This window comes from Lentibacillus sp. CBA3610, from assembly GCF_013373365.1.
Classification (GTDB): Bacteria; Bacillota; Bacilli; order Bacillales; family Amphibacillaceae; genus Lentibacillus.
Genome location: NZ_CP035925.1, coordinates 1,103,185 through 1,120,875 on the forward strand (window position 1 = coordinate 1,103,185; position 17,691 = coordinate 1,120,875).

22 protein-coding genes are annotated in these 17,691 nt (G+C 42.4%); 5 read left to right on the plus strand and 17 right to left on the minus strand.

Features of this window, described 5'->3' with window-relative positions:
• Positions 1-68 precede the first annotated feature (68 nt).
• From narJ to Len3610_RS05595, 6 genes are read right to left on the minus strand one after another with little or no spacing between them, the layout of a single operon-like run.
• Entirely contained in the window at positions 69-671 is a 603-nt protein-coding gene (narJ, locus tag Len3610_RS05570; protein ID WP_176447078.1) for a nitrate reductase molybdenum cofactor assembly chaperone, read from the minus strand.
• Entirely contained in the window at positions 671-2,164 is a 1,494-nt protein-coding gene (narH, locus tag Len3610_RS05575) for a nitrate reductase subunit beta (RefSeq protein WP_176447079.1), read from the minus strand. Before narH ends, narJ begins: the two co-directional genes overlap by 1 nt.
• Positions 2,154-5,852, minus strand: a complete 3,699-nt coding sequence (locus Len3610_RS05580) for a nitrate reductase subunit alpha (RefSeq protein WP_255259808.1) — start codon at positions 5,850-5,852, stop codon at positions 2,154-2,156. The genes narH and Len3610_RS05580 overlap by 11 nt, the downstream gene beginning before the upstream one ends.
• Complete coding sequence (locus Len3610_RS05585; protein ID WP_176447081.1) at positions 5,833-6,126, minus strand: hypothetical protein; 294 nt, start codon at positions 6,124-6,126, stop codon at positions 5,833-5,835. The genes Len3610_RS05580 and Len3610_RS05585 overlap by 20 nt, the downstream gene beginning before the upstream one ends.
• 39 nt (positions 6,127-6,165) lie before the next feature.
• A complete protein-coding gene (locus Len3610_RS05590; protein WP_176447082.1) occupies positions 6,166-6,489 on the minus strand; it encodes a hypothetical protein in 324 nt (107 codons plus the stop codon).
• 34 nt (positions 6,490-6,523) lie between these two features.
• Complete coding sequence (locus Len3610_RS05595; protein ID WP_176447083.1) at positions 6,524-6,940, minus strand: hemerythrin domain-containing protein; 417 nt, start codon at positions 6,938-6,940, stop codon at positions 6,524-6,526.
• Positions 6,941-7,214: 274 nt separating this feature from the next.
• Between Len3610_RS05595 and Len3610_RS05600 the strand changes: the two genes are divergently transcribed.
• Entirely contained in the window at positions 7,215-7,487 is a 273-nt protein-coding gene (locus Len3610_RS05600) for an acylphosphatase (RefSeq protein WP_255259809.1), read from the plus strand.
• 36 nt (positions 7,488-7,523) lie between these two features.
• Here the strand turns inward: Len3610_RS05600 and Len3610_RS05605 are convergent, their stop codons facing one another.
• Entirely contained in the window at positions 7,524-7,763 is a 240-nt protein-coding gene (locus tag Len3610_RS05605) for a 4Fe-4S dicluster domain-containing protein (protein WP_176447084.1), read from the minus strand.
• Positions 7,764-7,908: 145 nt separating this feature from the next.
• On the opposite strand from Len3610_RS05605, the gene Len3610_RS05610 reads away from it, so the two are divergent.
• Positions 7,909-8,784 carry a M14 family zinc carboxypeptidase gene (locus tag Len3610_RS05610; RefSeq protein WP_369693648.1) on the plus strand — a complete coding sequence of 292 codons (876 nt, stop codon included), beginning with the start codon at positions 7,909-7,911 and terminating at the stop codon, positions 8,782-8,784.
• An 889-nt stretch (positions 8,785-9,673) separates the two neighbouring features.
• Here Len3610_RS05610 and Len3610_RS05615 read toward each other — a convergent pair.
• From Len3610_RS05615 to vrrA, 3 genes are all read right to left on the minus strand, one after another.
• On the minus strand, positions 9,674-9,880 hold the full coding sequence (locus Len3610_RS05615) for a DUF6501 family protein (RefSeq protein ID WP_176447085.1): 207 nt from the start codon (positions 9,878-9,880) through the stop codon (positions 9,674-9,676).
• A gap of 42 nt (positions 9,881-9,922) precedes the next feature.
• The gene (gene msrB / locus Len3610_RS05620; protein ID WP_176447086.1) at positions 9,923-10,876 is read right to left on the minus strand and encodes a peptide-methionine (R)-S-oxide reductase MsrB; all 954 of its coding nucleotides are present in this window, start codon (positions 10,874-10,876) and stop codon (positions 9,923-9,925) included.
• Between the two features lie 104 nt (positions 10,877-10,980).
• Positions 10,981-11,436, minus strand: a complete 456-nt coding sequence (vrrA, locus tag Len3610_RS05625; protein WP_176447087.1) for a VrrA/YqfQ family protein — start codon at positions 11,434-11,436, stop codon at positions 10,981-10,983.
• A 386-nt stretch (positions 11,437-11,822) separates the two neighbouring features.
• Between vrrA and Len3610_RS05630 the strand changes: the two genes are divergently transcribed.
• Positions 11,823-12,167 carry a YolD-like family protein gene (locus Len3610_RS05630; RefSeq protein ID WP_176447088.1) on the plus strand — a complete coding sequence of 115 codons (345 nt, stop codon included), beginning with the start codon at positions 11,823-11,825 and terminating at the stop codon, positions 12,165-12,167.
• Between the two features lie 46 nt (positions 12,168-12,213).
• Here Len3610_RS05630 and Len3610_RS05635 read toward each other — a convergent pair whose 3' ends face one another.
• The 7 genes from Len3610_RS05635 to Len3610_RS05665 all read right to left on the minus strand — a co-directional run bounded on the left by Len3610_RS05635 (position 12,214) and on the right by Len3610_RS05665 (position 15,998).
• On the minus strand, positions 12,214-12,396 hold the full coding sequence (locus Len3610_RS05635; RefSeq protein WP_176447089.1) for a YozE family protein: 183 nt from the start codon (positions 12,394-12,396) through the stop codon (positions 12,214-12,216).
• A gap of 24 nt (positions 12,397-12,420) precedes the next feature.
• Positions 12,421-13,185: a twin-arginine translocase subunit TatC gene (gene tatC / locus Len3610_RS05640; RefSeq protein WP_176447090.1), complete on the minus strand. Its 765-nt coding sequence runs from the start codon at positions 13,183-13,185 to the stop codon at positions 12,421-12,423.
• Between the two features lie 67 nt (positions 13,186-13,252).
• Positions 13,253-13,441 carry a twin-arginine translocase TatA/TatE family subunit gene (gene tatA / locus Len3610_RS05645; RefSeq protein ID WP_176447091.1) on the minus strand — a complete coding sequence of 63 codons (189 nt, stop codon included), beginning with the start codon at positions 13,439-13,441 and terminating at the stop codon, positions 13,253-13,255.
• A gap of 19 nt (positions 13,442-13,460) precedes the next feature.
• Positions 13,461-13,673: a twin-arginine translocase TatA/TatE family subunit gene (gene tatA / locus Len3610_RS05650; protein WP_176447092.1), complete on the minus strand. Its 213-nt coding sequence runs from the start codon at positions 13,671-13,673 to the stop codon at positions 13,461-13,463.
• 259 nt (positions 13,674-13,932) lie between these two features.
• On the minus strand, positions 13,933-14,520 hold the full coding sequence (locus Len3610_RS05655; RefSeq protein WP_176447093.1) for a molybdenum cofactor guanylyltransferase: 588 nt from the start codon (positions 14,518-14,520) through the stop codon (positions 13,933-13,935).
• Between the two features lie 12 nt (positions 14,521-14,532).
• Complete coding sequence (locus tag Len3610_RS05660) at positions 14,533-15,018, minus strand: dihydrofolate reductase (RefSeq protein WP_176447094.1); 486 nt, start codon at positions 15,016-15,018, stop codon at positions 14,533-14,535.
• 23 nt (positions 15,019-15,041) lie between these two features.
• Positions 15,042-15,998, minus strand: coding sequence for a thymidylate synthase (locus Len3610_RS05665; protein WP_176447095.1), 957 nt, complete (start codon positions 15,996-15,998; stop codon positions 15,042-15,044).
• A 157-nt stretch (positions 15,999-16,155) separates the two neighbouring features.
• On the opposite strand from Len3610_RS05665, the gene Len3610_RS05670 reads away from it, so the two are divergent.
• The gene (locus tag Len3610_RS05670) at positions 16,156-17,208 is read left to right on the plus strand and encodes a C40 family peptidase (protein ID WP_176447096.1); all 1,053 of its coding nucleotides are present in this window, start codon (positions 16,156-16,158) and stop codon (positions 17,206-17,208) included.
• A gap of 77 nt (positions 17,209-17,285) precedes the next feature.
• A complete protein-coding gene (locus tag Len3610_RS05675) occupies positions 17,286-17,651 on the plus strand; it encodes a DUF2512 family protein (protein ID WP_176447097.1) in 366 nt (121 codons plus the stop codon).
• Positions 17,652-17,691 lie beyond the last annotated feature (40 nt).

Sequence of the window (17,691 nt, forward strand, 5' to 3'; positions counted from 1 at the left end):
TGCCACCACTCCTTTTAATTAAGAACGCCTCAGCAGAAGGATTGTACCTTCTGCTGAAAGTTCTTTACTCAGCCATACATGATTGGAAACGGCAATTCTTCCAAATCTGCTTCTTCCCGTTCGAACTCCAGCTTTGCAATTTCCTTTTTGGTTGGTTCTGGAAATACAACTTCCATTAATAGCTGCAAAAGGTTGTAATATGGGTTCTCATCAGGCAGATTTTTCATGATCCGCTGAACAGCAACCGCAAGACGTTTGATTAACCGCTCATTATCCTGACTCTCCGGTGCAACAGCGAGGAATTCAAACAGCATTGGGATATAATCTGCCAGGTCGTCATCAATCCTTTCATAGCCAGCCTGCTTGATGATATTTTGCAATCTGATAAGGGCTGCCCCCCGTTTGCTGCTGTCACCGAGTTCATGAGCAGTCAGGTAAAGACCATTTTTAGCCCGGAGATCAAAAGTTGACACATACATCTCTCTTAAATCCTGAAGTGAGAAAAGGTTAAAGATAGATACGATAGACTTCAGACGGTCGCGTAACCGTGATGTTGTCATATTGTCTTCGATGCTATCGTTAATATCTCTCAGATCACCTCTGAAATCGTCCTCAGGATACGCGAGTAAGCGGGACCCTATTACCAATAACGTGCGTTCCTGACTATCCATTATCTGTTACCTCCGATAAGGGATGCCATACCTTCCGGCGGTGCAAGATCCTCAAGACTGCACGCTCCTTGCTGGTAATAGAGATCATCATCCATTTCCCTTCTGCCGGTCGGGATAACAAATCGTTCATTATATTTGGCAATGCCCAGCAGACGAGCCATGTCTTCAAGTTCTTCAGGTGTTGTATTGGCTTCTTTCAGCAGTTCACTTTCTCTGAATTCATCGACACCGCCTACTGTTTTTCCGCGCATATGCACCCGCATAGCTGTTAATTTAAGCAATACTTTACGGATGAGTTCGGTGTCATCAGCCGCCAGAATCGAAGCAAGATACTCTACCGGAATCCGCATTTGGTCGATAGCCGGGATATAGCCATCTGTATCCAGATCATCTTCGTTTGTAATATGATTCATAATTGGACTGAGCGGCGGTACGTACCAAACCATTGGCAGTGTACGATATTCCGGATGTAATGGCAGAGCGATTTTCCATTTAATCGCCATTTTATAGATTGGTGAATTTTGTGCGCCTTCAATCCACTCATCATTGATCCCCGCTTTACGTGCTTCTTCAATCACCTCAGGATCAAATGGATCAAGGAATACAGATAGTTGCGATTCATACAGATCTTGTGGATCCTCAACAGAAGCTGCCTCTTTTACGCGATCCGCATCGTACAACACGACACCGATATAGCGGATTCTTCCGACACATGTTTCTGAACAAATTGTCGGCATTCCTGCCTCAGTCCGTGGATAGCAGAAGTTACATTTTTCGGCTTTGTGTGTATTCCAGTTATAGTACACTTTGTGATACGGGCATCCGCTCATGCAAAAACGCCAGCCGCGGCATGCTTCCTGGTCAACCAGAACAATGCCATCTTCATCGCGTTTGTACAGTGCACCTGATGGGCATGAAGCAACACATGACGGGTTCAGGCAATGTTCACAGATTCTCGGTAAATACATCATAAATGTTTTTTCATATTCCAATGAAATATGTTCCTGCAGTTTTTCGACAGTCGGATCCTGTGATACGGTTTCAGTGCCGCCTGCCAGGTCATCATCCCAGTTCGATCCCCATTCCGGTTTGTCGATATACTCACCTGTGATAGCGGACTTTGGACGGGCTACAGGCAAATTTTCGCTCTTAGGACTATCGATTAAATGTTCATAGTTATATGTCCACGGCTCATAATAATCATCCATTGTCGCCATGTCCGGATTGTAAAAAATGTTTAATAGCTTGGAAATGGGTCCTCCGGCTTTAAGCTGCAGTTTTCCATTTTTAAGTGTCCATCCGCCTTTAAACCGTTCTGTATCCTCCCAGCGTTTTGGATAACCGGTGCCTGGACGGGTTTCCACATTATTGAACCACATGTATTCGGTTCCCGGCCGGTTGGTCCACGTATTTTTACACGTTACAGAACAGGTGTGACAGCCGATACACTTATCCAAATGCATTACCATTGCGACTTGTGCTTTAATTTTCAAGCCAATCTACCTCCTTTAAAGCTCTGATGACCGCTATTGTATCCCGTTGATGGCCAGTCGGTCCGTAATAGTTAAAACCATAGCTTAATTGTGAATAGCCACCAATCATATGTGTCCCTTTAAGTGTCACACGGGTTACACTGTTATGGGTTCCACCACGCTTTTTGCCGCCGTTTTTAGTGATGGATGTTGCCGGTACGCCTAATGTCCGGTCCTGTGCGTGGTACATATAGGCCATGCCTTTTGGTATCCTGTAAGTTACAACGACTCTTGCTGCAATCGCACCATTACGGTTGTAGACTTCAACAAAATCATTATCCTTAAGATCAATGGAATGGGCATCATCTTCATTCATCCAGATGGTCTGCCATCCTCTGAACAGTTGTGACATAGGGGTTGTATCCGTAAACATCGTATGGATTCCCCATTTTTGATGTGGCGTCAAATATCTGACCGTAATTGATTTGTTGTCATTCTCCTCTACGCCTTCCTCTTTTTTCAGGAATGGCCCGAAGCGTAATGGTGGTAAATACAATGGCAGTCCTTCGCCATAATCAAGCATCATTTCATGATCAAGATAAAAACTTTGCCTTCCGGTAAGCGTCCGCCACGGAATGTTATATTCGGTGTTAACGGTAAATGGTGAATAACGCCGATGATCCTTTTCCAAACCGCTCCATACCGGAGTTGAAATGGCATTGCGCGGCTGAATGCTCAAATCTCTCAGTGTGTGATCTTCCTCTGCACGTGGCTTCGCAATGTCCTCCAGTTTTTGTCCTGTTTTGGCTTCGAGTGATTTCCATCCGGCAACAGCTCTTTTGCCGTTAGTCGCACCGGACATCGCCAGAATGGCATTGATAGCCTGTTCGTCCGTGTATAAATCCGGACGACCTTTTCCAATGCCGTCACGCCTCGATTTACCGAGCCTGGTCTCCAGTTCTTCATAGACTTCTTCACCCGGTATTGTGACACCTTTACCGCCATAGCCGTTTTTGATTAAAGGTCCAATTGTGGTCATTTTTTGATAAACATTCGGATAATCGCGTTCGACCACTTTCAGGCTTGGCATCGTTTTGCCTGGAATAGCCTCAACTTCACCTTTGCGCCAGTCTTTCACTTTACCGAGCGATTGGGCAATTTCACCAGGTGAATCATGGCCAAGCGGTGATGCTACAATTTCTTCCGTTTTCGGTAGATGTTTTTCTGCCAGCTCTGAAAATACTTTACCGATTTCACGGAATGTATTCCAGTCACTTTTAGCTTCCCACGGCGGTGAAATAGCTGCATTGAACGGATGGACGAATGGATGTAAATCCGTACTGCTGATATCATTTTTTTCATACCAAGTTGCTGCCGGCAGGACAATATCGGAAAACAGGCCTGAACTAGTCATTCGAAAGTCAACACTTACTAATAAATCTGCTTTCCCGGTAGGTGCCTCACCTTCTGTATTAACCGTTTCCGGCTGCCATGAATTTTCCGGTTCAGCCAACACCTGATTGTCACCGCCAACCAGATGTTTGACAAAAAACTCATGTCCTTTGCCACTGTCACCAAGCAGGTTGGAACGCCAATTAAAAAATACTCTTGGGAAGTTTCTTGGGTCGTCAGGATTTTCGATTGCCCAATCGATTTGTTCATCTTTGATTTGCCCGACAACATCATCAATAATCTCCTGTTCAGTTTGTGCTCCCCTCTCACGACTTTCCTTTACGAGATCAATAGAGTTTTGGGAAAACTGCGGATATGATGGAAGCCAGCCCAATCTTGCAGCCAGTGCATTTAAATCAGCTGGATGCATCGCATTATATTTACTTCCCCATTCTGTTAGCTCAGGTTCTTCCGGTATTTCTTCATAACGGAACTGATCGGTTATGAAATAAAAGTAAGATGTGCCGTTTTGGTGCCGCGGCGGTTTTTGCCAGTCGCCTGCAAACGCCACTTGCTGCCAGCCTTCCTGAGGCCGAACCTTTTCCTGGCCGACATAATGTGCCCATCCGCCACCATTGACACCTTGTGAACCTGTTAACAATACGAGATTCAGAATAGCGCGATAGATTTGGTCACTATGAAACCAGTGATTGGTTCCGCCACCCATGGCAATCATTGATTTCCCTTTTGTACGTTCAGCATTGTCCGCAAATTCTCTGGCTACCTTGATCACATGGTTTTTATTTACCCCTGTAATGGATTCCTGCCACGCCGGTGTGTATGGTTTCGGATCGTCATAGTCTGCCGGATAGTCACCTGGCAGGTTCCGGTCAATACCTGTATGTGCCATCATCAGATCATAGACAGTCGTTACTTTTACGGTATTACCGTCAGCATCCTGAATGTGTTTGACAGGGACCCCGCGTTTGACAATATCGCCTTCCTTTTCTGCAAAATAAGGAAAGCTTACCATCACCGTTTCATCTGATTTGTCTATGAAACTAAGTTCCGGATCAATCAAACTGCCATCCTCTTTATCTAATTGAAGATTCCAATTGCTGCCGTCATCCCAGCGGAAGCCCATACTGCCATTCGGCGCTGTCAGTTGACTCGCCTGGGAATCCCATACTAATGTTTTCCATTCACCGAGGTCATGCGCGTCATTTATGTCGGATGCACGCAGGAAGCGGTCACTGCGGTATTCATCATTTTGTTCATTCACGGTAACTAAGTATGGCAAGTCGGTGAACTTCTTGGCGTAATCTATAAAATAAGGTGTCTCTTTATCAACATAAAATTCTTTTAAAATAACATGGGTCATCGCCATAGCAAGTGCTCCATCAGTTCCGGCCTTTGCAGGAAGCCAGATGTCAGCAAATTTTTCATATTCTGCGTAGTCCGGACTGACACCGACGACTTTGGTACCGTTATACCTTGCTTCCACCATAAAATGTGCATCAGGTGTACGGGTTTGCGGCAGGTTAGTTCCCCAAATGATAAAGTATTTGGAGTTGTACCAGTCAGCACTTTCCGGTACGTCTGTCTGCTCACCCCATACTTGAGGAGAAGCTGGCGGTAAATCAGCGTACCAGTCGTAAAAGCTTAAAATTGTTCCACCGATTAACGATAGAAAACGGGTCCCAGCTGAATAGCTGATCATTGACATTGCCGGGATTGGACTGAATCCGGCAACACGATCAGGTCCATATTTCCTGATCGTTTGGATGCTGGCACTGGCAATCATTTCGGACATGTCCTGCCAGGTTGCCCGTACGAAACCGCCTTTTCCGCGAGCCCGTACATATTGCTCACGCTTCTCAGGGTTCGTGACGATGTTTTCCCACGCTTGTACCGGGTCATTGCTGTTAGCACGCTCTTCTTTCCATAACTCATATAAGTCACTGCGCACATATGGATATTTGACCCGGATTGGGCTGTAAGTATACCAGGAAAAACTTGCTCCCCTTGGACATCCGCGTGGTTCGTATTCCGGAAAATCATCACCTGTGCTTGGATAGTCTGTCTGCTGCGTTTCGGACGTGATGATGCCGTCTTTAACATAAATTTTCCAGCTGCATGAACCAGTACAGTTCACACCGTGTGTTGAACGTACAACTTTATCATGCTGCCACCTTCTCCGGTATATATCTTCTGAATCACGCGGGCGCGGGCTTTCCTCAGTCCAGCCCTCATTCAGTTTGTTTCCGGTTTTGACGTGCTTCAATTTTTCAAATAATTTATTTGTGTTTTTTCTCACCTGATCCATCCCCCTCATATTGAGCTTCGATTGGATTGAATCTGTCTCCTAATATCCGGAAGCTGCCTTCTCCTTCTTCCAGCTCTTCAAGAAATACTTTGAAATTTGGCACATTGGAGGCAACCAGTATTAACCGTTCCAATGTTTCGTACGACTTAACGTCATAAATAGCTTCTATAATTTTTGGAGGAATATCACCAAACCGCATTTTAAGAATAGAAAGCAAATCCTCACGATCCTGGACAATATTTGCTTCATCTTCAAATAAAAACAATCTTAAAGCCCCCTTTCGATGAGAAGTTCCTTGACGTTTCTATGTTGGCCTCATCATCTTAAAGTAATCGGCAATCATAACTTCTTTACAGGCATCTCCAAGTTCTTCTATAAATCCGGATTCATCAGTATCCATTTTTTCAATGGCTTCACTTGAAAAATGCTTTGATTTTCGATGTGAAAACCCATCACCGAAGTAAATGATGACCTGATAACCTGAATCCTCGGTTACTGCTTTTGCCTGGATATCATAGGGATGAATGTTATGTTGTTCTTCCAATTGTTTGGTTATTTCATTATATAAATTTGGCAAAATGATTCGCATAGGTTGCTCACGCCCGGATGATGTTTCATCAAAGCTCAATGCATTTCACCTCCAAGTTAAAATATTATCTCAATCAGTGATCAGGGAGTACTTCCATTTCCTTCTCATTATGCAATTCATCAACAATAATCAGGGACTGGAAACGTTGTATGATCGCATCGTTTATACCATTCTCAGGAAGATCCTGTTTAATTTCACTGACAATGATTCGTAATAAATCATGATCGCGTGTCAAAGCGACAATATCGTCTTTTACTTCCGGGTTTTCCTCCACCAGATCTTTATATAACCCTTCTTCCTCCGCGTCTGCGTGGGCAAGTGTTCGTGTTTCCCATTGTTCAACAAGAACGTATGCTAATTCCAATGCTTCCTCTTTCTGATTATTTTGGTGAAGATTGTCGAGCATGTTTGTTAATTCGATGGCTTCATTTAATGCTGCTTCATGAATAGCACTATGACTGTCTGCATGTTTTAAGGCAGGACCAGACATTATTTCACCTCCTCTTTGCAGTCAAGCTGAAATATCACCATTGGCAGGTGCTTCTTATTGTTTTTCAGCATATCATGCAGTCAAATGAGTAACAATTAATATCTCAACAAGATTTAAACTTATGTGATAATTATCACGGAATTTTAGTAACAGGATTGTCGAAAATTCATTTGATTTATGACATATTTTTTGGTATAAGGGTAAAAATTGGATAGTTTTAAATAAAGAATGTGCGGCTATATAATATAAGGCACTAATCATAAAGGAGACGATAATGATGCATGCACATATCATCGCAAACGGGCGTGTTCAAGGTGTCGGTTTCAGGTATTCGGCACAACAGTACGCCAAGGAATATAACTTAAATGGATGGGTTCAAAACAAATCTGACGGCAGTGTTGAATTGGAAGTGGAGGGCAGTGACAGTCAGGTTCATTCATTTATGACTGACCTGGAAAGTGGGTTCAGCCCATTTATTCGGATTGAGGATATGCAGATAGATACGCAGCAAGAGGAAAAGGGCTACAAGACGTTTTCTATCAGATAAGAAAAGCCGCTTGCCATGACAGGCAGCGGCTTTTCCCTAATTTTCCCGGAAAAATTTGGCGTTCAGTTCAATAAATTTCTCTTCTTCTTCCGGTACGTCATCTTCCATATAAATGGCTTCCACCGGACAAACAGCTTCACATGCTCCACAGTCAATACAGATATCCGGATCAATATAGAACATATCCTTACCTTCTTCTATACAATCAACAGGGCAAACTTCCACACATTCGCCTGATTTTTCATTTATACAAGGTGATGTAATGACAAATGCCAAGCAAATCTCCTCCCTTAAAGATTCAAACCAACATAACTTCTTATAAACATATTACAGAATATGTCTGCCGGTTTCAAGCGAGATAACACGTACATGGCGAAGATACATAGAATTTATTATCCTGATATATGAGGAGAGATAAATTATGGAAGTTGTCATCCGTCCCAATGATTCCTTCTGGTATTACAGTGAATTATTTGATGTTCCACTGGTTCTGATTGAACAATCAAATCCACAATTAAACACTTATCAGTTAGCGGTCGGTCAGGCTGTGCAGATACCCGGTTATATGGCGCATTTCTATCAAGTATCTCCAGGTGATACGTTATGGCGTCTTGCAATGACACGAAATATCCCGGTCGATATGCTGCAATTAGCAAATCCGGGTATTGATTCGGAAAGTTTGCAAGCCGGTCAGCAAATTGTCATTCCGGAACGTGTGAATGATCTGATTCTAATAGATTTTGATCATTATACATTTGATAAAATGATACGCGATATCAATCGTTTACTTAGTGTTTATCCATTTATTTTTCAACAGGCAATCGGAAGCTCAGTCCTGGGAAAAGATATTATCGAATTGCAGATAGGCACAGGAAACAAACACGTTCATCTGAATGGATCATTTCATGCTCAAGAATGGATAACAACATCAGTCATTATGCGCTTTATCGATGAATATGCACGCTCACTGACGAACCGGATGCCAATAAGGGGGATGAATGTACTTCCTTATCTTTTTGAGACAAACTTATCTGTTGTTCCAATGGTTAATCCGGATGGCGTCAATTTGGTACTGGACGGTGCATCGGCAGCCGGACCTTACCAGGATGATGTGTTAGAGCTAAACAATCAGAATCCGGATTTTTCGAACTGGAAAGCAAACATTACCGGGGTTGACTTGAATAACCAGTATCCGGCACTTTGGGACGGAAGCAGCACGAAAACTGATCACACAACCGAGAGATATCTGGTCCAAATCCATTGTCGGAACCTGAAGCCGATAGCATGGCAAATTTAGCCAGGGAACGGAACTTTTGCGTGTTAATGCACTCCCATACCCAGTGAAGTCATCTACTGGGGTTTGAAGGACTGGAACCACCTGTTGCACAAGATATTGTCAATGAATACAGTCGTCTGAGCGGTTATCAGCCCATACGGTATGTAGACAGTTATGCAGGTTATAAAGACTGGTTTATCCAGGAATTCAGACGTCCCGGCTATACCGTTGAATTGGGAACTGGTGTGAATCCGCTGCCATTTCGACAATTTGAAGAAATTTATCAGGAAACGTCGGGGATTCTCCTGGCAAATCTTTATTTATAAAAGGGCCTTTTCATAAACCTAGCTGCTGTTTAATTTCGCAGTTGATATAGATTGCGGCACACTGAAAAATTTAAGTGCAATGACACCGCTTCGGAAATACACTTCGCTTTCCGCGGGTGACCCGTGAGCCTCCTCGCTCGTTCCTGTGTGCTCGTCGTGTTGCAAGTGTGTTCGGCGAAGCAGCACTCCTCGCAACTCGCAGCCTACTCGGTGGATGTTTTGCTCGTCGCTGCGGTCTCACATTGGCCACTTTCCGCAGGAGTCTCCGTGTATTTCCTCCGCTGGTGTTGACTTTCTGTAGATTGAATCTTCTCCACTAGAACAGAACACGACACGAAGCTGCGGAAAAATGCGACACTCCTGCGGAAAGGACAGTCTGAAAGACCCGCAGCGAGCGGTTTGCGAGCGAGGAGGCTGAGGCGTCCCCGCGGAAAGGGAGTATTTTTCCGCAGCGATGAACTAGCACTCAGGCCCTGATAGAATGGGAGGAAGACATTCTTTATGGATTTTGTGGCAAGAACCACAATCTTTTGGAAAACAGCCTTATAAAATAAATGAAAAAAATAACGGGCATGCGCAGCCCGTTATCCGATCTCTTTAAAATAGTCCTTATAAAATCCGCCGATCCGATTACTATTATCGATAATGAAGTAAAATTCGTCCGTTTCATTTTTGACATCGTATTGCTTGCCCGGCGTTAATTTATTGTGAACGATAAATTTTTCGGCGTCCACATGAACACATTCAATTGTTTTAATCGTTTCATTGCCTTCCCATTTTAAATGTATCATGTTATCCTCCAACCTTGTTAACATAATTATATTATCGTCAACTTAATCGAAAAGGTGTAAATAATTTTCATAACCCTTCTCTTTCATCTCTTCTTTTGGTATGAATTTCATCGCAGCTGAGTTCATGCAATAGCGTAATCCACCTCTGTCTTTTGGGCCATCATTAAAAACATGCCCCAAGTGTGAATCGGCATTCTTGCTTCTGACTTCAGTCCTGATCATGCCGTGACTTGTGTCCGTATTTTCCTCAACCCGGTATGGATCAACAGGTTTGGTAAAGCTTGGCCAGCCGCAATTCGAATCAAATTTTTCCTGTGAAGAGAACAGGACATCGCCTGAGATGATATCGACGTATACACCTTCTTCTTTATGATCCCAATACTCATTTGCAAAAGGCTGTTCCGTGCCGTTTTCCTGTGTAACATTATACTGGATTGGTGTGAGTTTTGCCTTTAACTCAGATTTATCGGGACGCTGCTTCCAGTTTTCTTTAATAAAGTCTTCTCTTCCTGATCCTTTTTTGTACAGGCGATAATGAAATGACTGCTTTTTGTAATAGTCCTGGTGTGCTTCCTCAGCCCTGTAAAACGTCTGCGCAGGTAGAATTGGTGTAACAATCGGTTTAGAGAATTTGCCGCTTTGTTCCAGCTTTTGTTTGGATTGTTCAGCTATTTGCCTTTGAGCCTCATTATGGTAAAAAATAGCTGTCTGATACGATTCACCTCTATCATTAAACTGACCGCCGGCATCGGTTGGGTCAATTTGCTGCCAAAACGTATTAACAAGTTCGTCATATGGCATTATATCAGGGTTAAATGTGATTTGAACTGCTTCCACATGGCCGGTTGTATCAGAGGATACCTCCTCATATGTGGGATTTTCGACGTGGCCCCCGGTATAACCTGACACAATATTCTCAATACCTGGGCGCTCATCAAATGGCTCTACCATACACCAGAAGCATCCACCTGCAAATGTAGCTAATTCAGTCGTCATAGTATACCTCCATTTTACCAATATCCTATGCCTATTTTTTCGTTTTTAACAGAAAAAATCAAATCATGTGCCTGGAAAGGAATGAAGGCTGTTAAAAAATACATTTAAATGAACAATTTAGGCGTTGATTCACCTGACTTTACCGTCTCAAATTCCATCTCATCCAAGTTGTCTTCTTCCGGATCCGCATCTGTTATGTCTATTCCTTCTTCACTTTCGGGCTGGTCTTCACTAACAGCACTCTCGGCTGTTTCCTCAGAATCGTCCTCGTTTAATGCTTTCACCAGTTTGAAAAGCATTGGCAGGTTTTTTACCATTGGTCCGTATTGTTGAACAAGTGGAGCAGTTTGCTGGACGACGTTTAATACCTGTTGTGCGTTACCCAGTTTTTGTGATAAACCACTAATTCGCTCCGGTGTTAATAGACTTTGGGGAGCCTGGGATGATAAAAGTTTCTGCAACCCCCCTGGTGCTTGCTGCGGAGGTGGTCCTCCCGGGAAAAAACCATCACGTGTCATCATGCCGCTATTCGGCTGTTGTTGCTGGATAGGCCATACCATTATGATCCTCCTCTATAGGTGAAGTCACTTAGGTTATTATACGTCGTGACTATATAATAGTGTAGGCGTTTATCCGGCAAGTCGCTGATAATTAATGTGGCATTTCATGAATTCATAAATGTTTGGCAAATGAATATTTCCCGGGCAACCGCATAAGCCTACATAATATTACATTGCCAACGAGGATTTTGGCGAATAATCAGGAATGCTGTTACCCTCCCCCATTTCAATTACAAAAACCGGTCCATAGGTCGGAGAAAAAATTGATCAAACGTTTGTTTTAAATTGTGTGCTGTTAAATATGTGTCCTCACTATTCGTTTAAGCAAAATATATTGCTGGAAATCGAACCCATGTTCTTGTATAATAACGTTTGAGGTGAATAAAATGCCAAGAGATCGCGGGAGTATTAAATGGTCATCGTTAATGTTACCGGAACACGCAGAGCTGTTAAAGGAGATGTGGGAAAATGATGGTGAGAGAATAAAGCCCAATCTCGATGAACAACAGTCAGAACTGCTGAATGCTCAACTGCTGGAGGCCTTTGAATTTCAAGTCCCTGTTTGTCTGCAGATATATGAAAATGGCACAATAGCAGAAGTGACAGGAGTCCTCAATAAATTAGACTCTCAAACAGGTCATGTCATCCTGAATAGATTTAGTGAGCCGGATAAGCGAATTGCTTTTCATAACATCCTTTCAATTGGATGTTTATATGACCAGTCCGGCTGATTCCGGAACTAGTCTATTTGATCCCGCTTTGTACTGTCCCATAGCCTCATTCAAAAACGGCTAGAGCATTTGTGAACGGCTGTTCCACTCGAGGGTAATTGCTGATTTCATGATAATCAGCAGACTGCTTCGGAAAGTCGTGATCAAAAAACATCCAGTCAGCCAAACGACTTTTATCGTCCGTCTCCCTTCCTCTGTATGTTAATGCATAATGATAAAATGAACGCATGCTTTACTGTAAGCCCCCCACTGCCTAAACAAGATTATCACTCTCCATAAATTCCCGATGTTTTTTCATCTTTTTCCGGTAAACAATCCCGGAAAGATAAATGCTGATTTCATATAAAAGAATCAAAGGCACAATTGCAACAAGCTGTAAAATAAAATCCGGCGGTGTAATGAATGCACCGATAATAACAAGTATCAGATACGCGTACTTTCGCGTTCTCCGCATGAATTCCGGTGTTATTATCCCCAGACGTGTCAGAAACATAGCGATAACCGGAATTTCAAAAAATATAGCAAACGGAATGACAATCCGGAATAACAATTTGAAATACCGGTCGTATGTGAAGATTTCATTGAACATTCCTTCGTTTAAGGAAAGTAAAAACGGTATAATCAATTCCACAAACGCAAGATATCCGAAGACAAGGCCAGTGATAAATAAAATAAATATCACCGGTATATACACCAGTGTTGCCCTCCGCTCCGGTTTGGTCAACCCGGGTCTGATAAACAGCCAGGTCTGCAGACATAATATCGGCAAAGTCCCGATAAACGCTGTAACAGCAGCCAACGTTAAATAAACGGATATCAAATCAGTCAGACCGGTGACACTTAATTTGAACGGTAAGTCACTTTCTATAAAGCTATAAATCACATCAACATATATAAAACCAATGACAAAAAATATAACAAAAAAAACAGCTGTTACGATAAGACGATTTCTGAGTTCAGACAGATGCCCTATGACGTTCATCTCTTTTTCATTTTCAAATTGCTGTTCTTCAGACATGGTTCACGCTCCCAATCCAAGCATAAAAGAAGATGTAAGGTAATCCCCTACACCTTCGTTAAGCAGCTCATTTCTTTGATGATTGATCACTGTTATCGGAATCATCTGAACCTATATTTTTGGTCGCATTTTTGAATTCCTTTAGTGAACTCCCGACAGCTTTACCGATTTCGGGTAATTTGGACGGCCCGAAAACGATTAATGCAATAATGAGAATTAAAATTAACCCGGGAATACCGATACTGCCTAATCCCATTTATAATCACTCCGGATGATTATTTATTTTGATCATCTTTCTTCACAATGTCTTTTGTTTCTTTGACTTCATCAGAAACATCGCTCGTTAAATCCTGTGTTGATTTTTTGAATTCACGTAATGTATTCCCGGCAGCCTTTCCGATTTCCGGAAGCTTCTTTGGCCCGAAAATAATCAATGCAATCACTAAAATCAAAATTAATCCAGGAAAGCCGATACTGCCTAATCCCATTTATGACACCTTCTTTAAGTATATTATAATATATCCAGCAGAAAACTCACGATTCCAACGTTCAGACATTCGACTGCGGACAGCCTTAAGTTGATAAAAGTGTAACATGAGCGGATGCTTTTAGGCAACTTAAAACCAGGATGACTATCTGATAAGGCAGGTATAAAATTCAGGGGTGATATTTTAAACATAGAAATCGGCTAACTCGCCGATTTCCACCCAATCTGATCTTTTACTCCTGGCTTCTGGAAAGACGAGGTTAGGCCTGAGTTTTTCGTTTCGCCATTTCGTATTGTTCCGGATAATTCATGTTAAAAAAATGCTTATCCAAAATATACTCAGGGATGCCGCTATAATCAGTTACATAATTAACCGTTATAGAGTCGAATAAAGCCCTGATTTTACGCTGGTCGTTGTCAAGCAGCTTTTGGATTTTCGGCAGTACATTTTTTGTATATACACCTGATAATGGGTGCATTCTGTCATGATACACCGGAATGACGGCCTCAGCTTGATTCAACGATTGGACTAAATACCGGTAAACGTCCTGATGGACAAATGGCATATCACATGCAGCAAATACATAAACATCTGCCTCTATATGATGAATAGCTGATTCTATTCCAGCCAAGGGTCCCATGTTTTCGTATCTGTCCTTGTATAAATCCAGCTCAAGAAATTGATAGGTTGCCGGCTCATTTGTAATAACCGCTAAGTGATGGGCGTATTTTTTTAATTCATCAGCAATATGTTCAATAGCGGACTTCCCATCAATTTCCAGTAATGATTTGGTCTTCCCCATCCGGGATGATTGACCGCCCGAAAGGATGACGCCACAGATTTTCATACTTCACACACCCTATCGATCATATTGCAGGAAGTAATAGTCATAAGGGTTCTTATTGTCTTTTAACCCTTTTTCCTTAGCTGTTAATTGCCATTCTGCTTCTTTAAAATCAGGGAAATATGTGTCCCCCTGAAAAATCTCATCAACCCACGTAATATACATGCGATTGGCATGTGGCAGAAACTGTTTGAAAATATCTCCGCCGCCAATCACAAACAATTCATCATCCGGTTGCTGACTATTCCAGTCTAAGACGGTTTTCGTATCACGGATGACGTCAATCCCTTCCGGAAATTGATCATGCTGTTTCGAAATCACGACATTTCTGCGGTTTGGCAATGCCCGTCCGATTGCTTCAAACGTTTTTCGACCCATAATAATCGTATTTCCGGTCGTCTTTTGCTTAAAAAACTTTAAATCGTTTGGCAGGTGCCATGGTAAATCATTCTGGTACCCAATGACACCATTGCGATCCATGGCAACAAGAAATGATATCATCTGTGTCCTCGACCTCCTTTTGCTCAAACTGCGATAGGTGCTTTAATTGATGGATGCGGGTCATAATCAAGAATTTCGAAATCTGACAGTTCGAAATCGAAAATAGATGCTTTTTCCTTGTTGATCTTAAGCGTCGGGAATGGTCTGGTATCCCGTCCCAGCTGCGTTTTCACTTGTTCAACGTGGTTCGTATAAATATGGGCATCCCCCAGCGTATGAACGAATTCCCCTGCCTCGAGGCCGCATTCATGTGCTATTAAATAAGTCAACAATGCATAACTGGCTATATTAAACGGCATACCGAGGAATATGTCGGCACTGCGCTGATATAATTGGCATGAGAGTTTTCCATCCGCCACATAAAACTGAAACAGCGTATGACACGGCGGCAACGCCATATTCGGGATATCTTCCGGGTTCCACGCTGTAACGATATGCCGCCGTGAATCCGGCTTGTTGCGAATCGAATCGATAACGTCTTTTAATTGATCGATTGTTTCATTTTGAGATGTTTTCCAGGCCCGCCATTGCTCTCCATATACGCTTCCCAAATCACCAAACTTCTTTGCAAATGCATTATCATTCAGTATTTTTTCCTTAAAAATAGTCATCTGTTCCTGATAAAGCAAATTAAACTCAGGATCCTGCTGACTGCGATTTCCGAAATCGGTCATATCAGGTCCCTCATACGCCTCGCTTTGCACCCATTGTTTAAAAGCCCATTCGTTCCAGATATTATTATTGTGCTGCAGCAAGTATTGGATATTTGTATCACCTTTAATGAACCAGAGCAGTTCACTGGCAATCAGCCGAAATGGCACTTTTTTTGTTGTCAGGAGCGGAAAGCCGTCCTGCAGATCGAACCGCATTTGTTGACCGAATACAGAATAAGTCCCGGTATTAGTCCGGTCTGTCTTCTTCGTTCCATTTTTGAGTATGTATTGGCATAAACTTAAATAGCCTTGTTCACCATTCATCATTTTTCTCACCTCATACATCTATCTTAATATAAATGTTTAGTTAAATCATAGCAATTTAATCTTATTGTAACACAAACGTAAACACCGGCTGGCGCATAAGCAGGCTGGGAAAGACATAAATCTTTATAAGCAGTCACTCATGAAAGGGGATATTTGCATGCTGAATGGTACTATGGAACATGTAGTGAAACAATCAATATTGTATAGCTACGTGTTAAGTCAGCCGTTTGCATTCTATGTTGATGCATATCCTGTACAACAAAATGAGCAATTGATCGAGGCTGAGCAATTGCAATATGGACAGCATGGTGAAACTGTAAGAATCCTGCAGCAAAAGCTGAATAAATTATCTTATTTTGATGATACAATTGATGGTGATTATGGTCTTTTGACAGAACATGCATTGAAAAATTTCCAGGCAAACCATGATTTAAAAGTTACTGGTCAGGCCAATTTTAAAACATTAAATTCAGTTGTTGACAGAGAAAAGAAACAATACGAAGAACAGCTGGATGAATTGTCCGGTTCGATCCATCCAGGTATGCCAAGTTCGGATGTTGAAATCGTGCAGCGTGCACTGGAGTATTTCGGTTACTACAAAGGTGAAATTGATGGTCTTTATGGACCGCTGACCCAAAAAGCTCTCGAAAAAGCTGAGCAAGAACATGATACGGAATTGATCGATGATGCTGCTTTAAAAGCGTTATATGAAGAAAATCAATCCGAACAACAGGATAATGAGCAGGCTCCACAAGAAACAATTCAGCAAACAACAGAAGACGAGACGCCGCAAGAAGAAACAAATCAAGCGGAAACAACTCAGGAACCAAAACAAGTTAATGTAACAAGTACAAATCATCCTGAAGCCATTGAAGCAGCACGTGCCCAGATTGGAACACCGTATGTCTGGGGAGGGGAGTCTCCGGGCGGGTTTGATTGCAGCGGATTCATTCAGTATATTTTTCAGGCAGAAGGGATTTCCCTCCCCCGGACTGTAAGTGATACATGGAATTTTACAACACAAGTTGACAGTCCTTCAGTAGGAGACCTTGTCTTTTTCGAAACATATAAACCAGGGCCGTCTCATATGGGGATTTATATTGGTGACGGCAAATTCATTCATGCCGGCGAATCCAATGGTGTTGAAACCAGCAAACTGAGTCAGTCCTATTGGCAGGATCGGTATTTGGGTGCGGGAAGGGTTCAGTAAACGTTTGTGTTCTTCCTGAATAAGTTCTGCCTTTATCGCACATGTTATCCATATAAAAATGATAAAGGTGGGATTTTATGACCGGGTTAATCGTGAAATTGCTCGTATGTCCAATTGCGTTATACGTTGCATCATGGATTTTTCCGAATGTCGATTTTGGTTATTGGTACCAGCCGATTATACTTGGTGTTGTGTTAGCTTTTGTAGGGTATTTTATGGAAAGAGCGATGTTACGTGAAGAAACGAATGGACTCAGTATCGGTGTGGATTTTATCGTTAGTACGTTGATTGTCTACTTTGGTGCCATGATGTTTGCTGATACCGCTGTTACTTTTTTCGGAGCGATTCTGACGGGTATTTTATTGGCCGTGACAGAAATTTTCCAGCATAACTGGCTATTGAGCCATGACAGGATAGAAAAAGAAGAAACGGTACGTGAATAATTGGTAATCGGGCAGGATGTGACACATTTTCTGCCCGATT

Excerpts from the sequence above, each read along its gene's own strand:
- narJ (WP_176447078.1), bottom strand. The coding sequence starts at position 671 with ATGGATAGTCAGGAACGCACGTTATTGGTAATAGGGTCCCGCTTACTC.
- Len3610_RS05595 (WP_176447083.1), bottom strand. The coding sequence starts at position 6,940 with ATGTCTGGTCCTGCCTTAAAACATGCAGACAGTCATAGTGCTATTCAT.
- Len3610_RS05600 (WP_255259809.1), top strand. The coding sequence starts at position 7,215 with ATGATGCATGCACATATCATCGCAAACGGGCGTGTTCAAGGTGTCGGT.
- Len3610_RS05610 (WP_369693648.1), top strand. The coding sequence starts at position 7,909 with ATGGAAGTTGTCATCCGTCCCAATGATTCCTTCTGGTATTACAGTGAA.
- Len3610_RS05615 (WP_176447085.1), bottom strand. The coding sequence starts at position 9,880 with ATGATACATTTAAAATGGGAAGGCAATGAAACGATTAAAACAATTGAA.
- msrB (WP_176447086.1), bottom strand. The coding sequence starts at position 10,876 with ATGACGACTGAATTAGCTACATTTGCAGGTGGATGCTTCTGGTGTATG.
- vrrA (WP_176447087.1), bottom strand. The coding sequence starts at position 11,436 with ATGGTATGGCCTATCCAGCAACAACAGCCGAATAGCGGCATGATGACA.
- Len3610_RS05630 (WP_176447088.1), top strand. The coding sequence starts at position 11,823 with ATGCCAAGAGATCGCGGGAGTATTAAATGGTCATCGTTAATGTTACCG.
- Len3610_RS05635 (WP_176447089.1), bottom strand. The coding sequence starts at position 12,396 with ATGCGTTCATTTTATCATTATGCATTAACATACAGAGGAAGGGAGACG.
- tatC (WP_176447090.1), bottom strand. The coding sequence starts at position 13,185 with ATGTCTGAAGAACAGCAATTTGAAAATGAAAAAGAGATGAACGTCATA.
- tatA (WP_176447091.1), bottom strand. The coding sequence starts at position 13,441 with ATGGGATTAGGCAGTATCGGTATTCCCGGGTTAATTTTAATTCTCATT.
- tatA (WP_176447092.1), bottom strand. The coding sequence starts at position 13,673 with ATGGGATTAGGCAGTATCGGCTTTCCTGGATTAATTTTGATTTTAGTG.
- Len3610_RS05655 (WP_176447093.1), bottom strand. The coding sequence starts at position 14,520 with ATGAAAATCTGTGGCGTCATCCTTTCGGGCGGTCAATCATCCCGGATG.
- Len3610_RS05660 (WP_176447094.1), bottom strand. The coding sequence starts at position 15,018 with ATGATATCATTTCTTGTTGCCATGGATCGCAATGGTGTCATTGGGTAC.
- Len3610_RS05665 (WP_176447095.1), bottom strand. The coding sequence starts at position 15,998 with ATGATGAATGGTGAACAAGGCTATTTAAGTTTATGCCAATACATACTC.
- Len3610_RS05670 (WP_176447096.1), top strand. The coding sequence starts at position 16,156 with ATGCTGAATGGTACTATGGAACATGTAGTGAAACAATCAATATTGTAT.
- Len3610_RS05675 (WP_176447097.1), top strand. The coding sequence starts at position 17,286 with ATGACCGGGTTAATCGTGAAATTGCTCGTATGTCCAATTGCGTTATAC.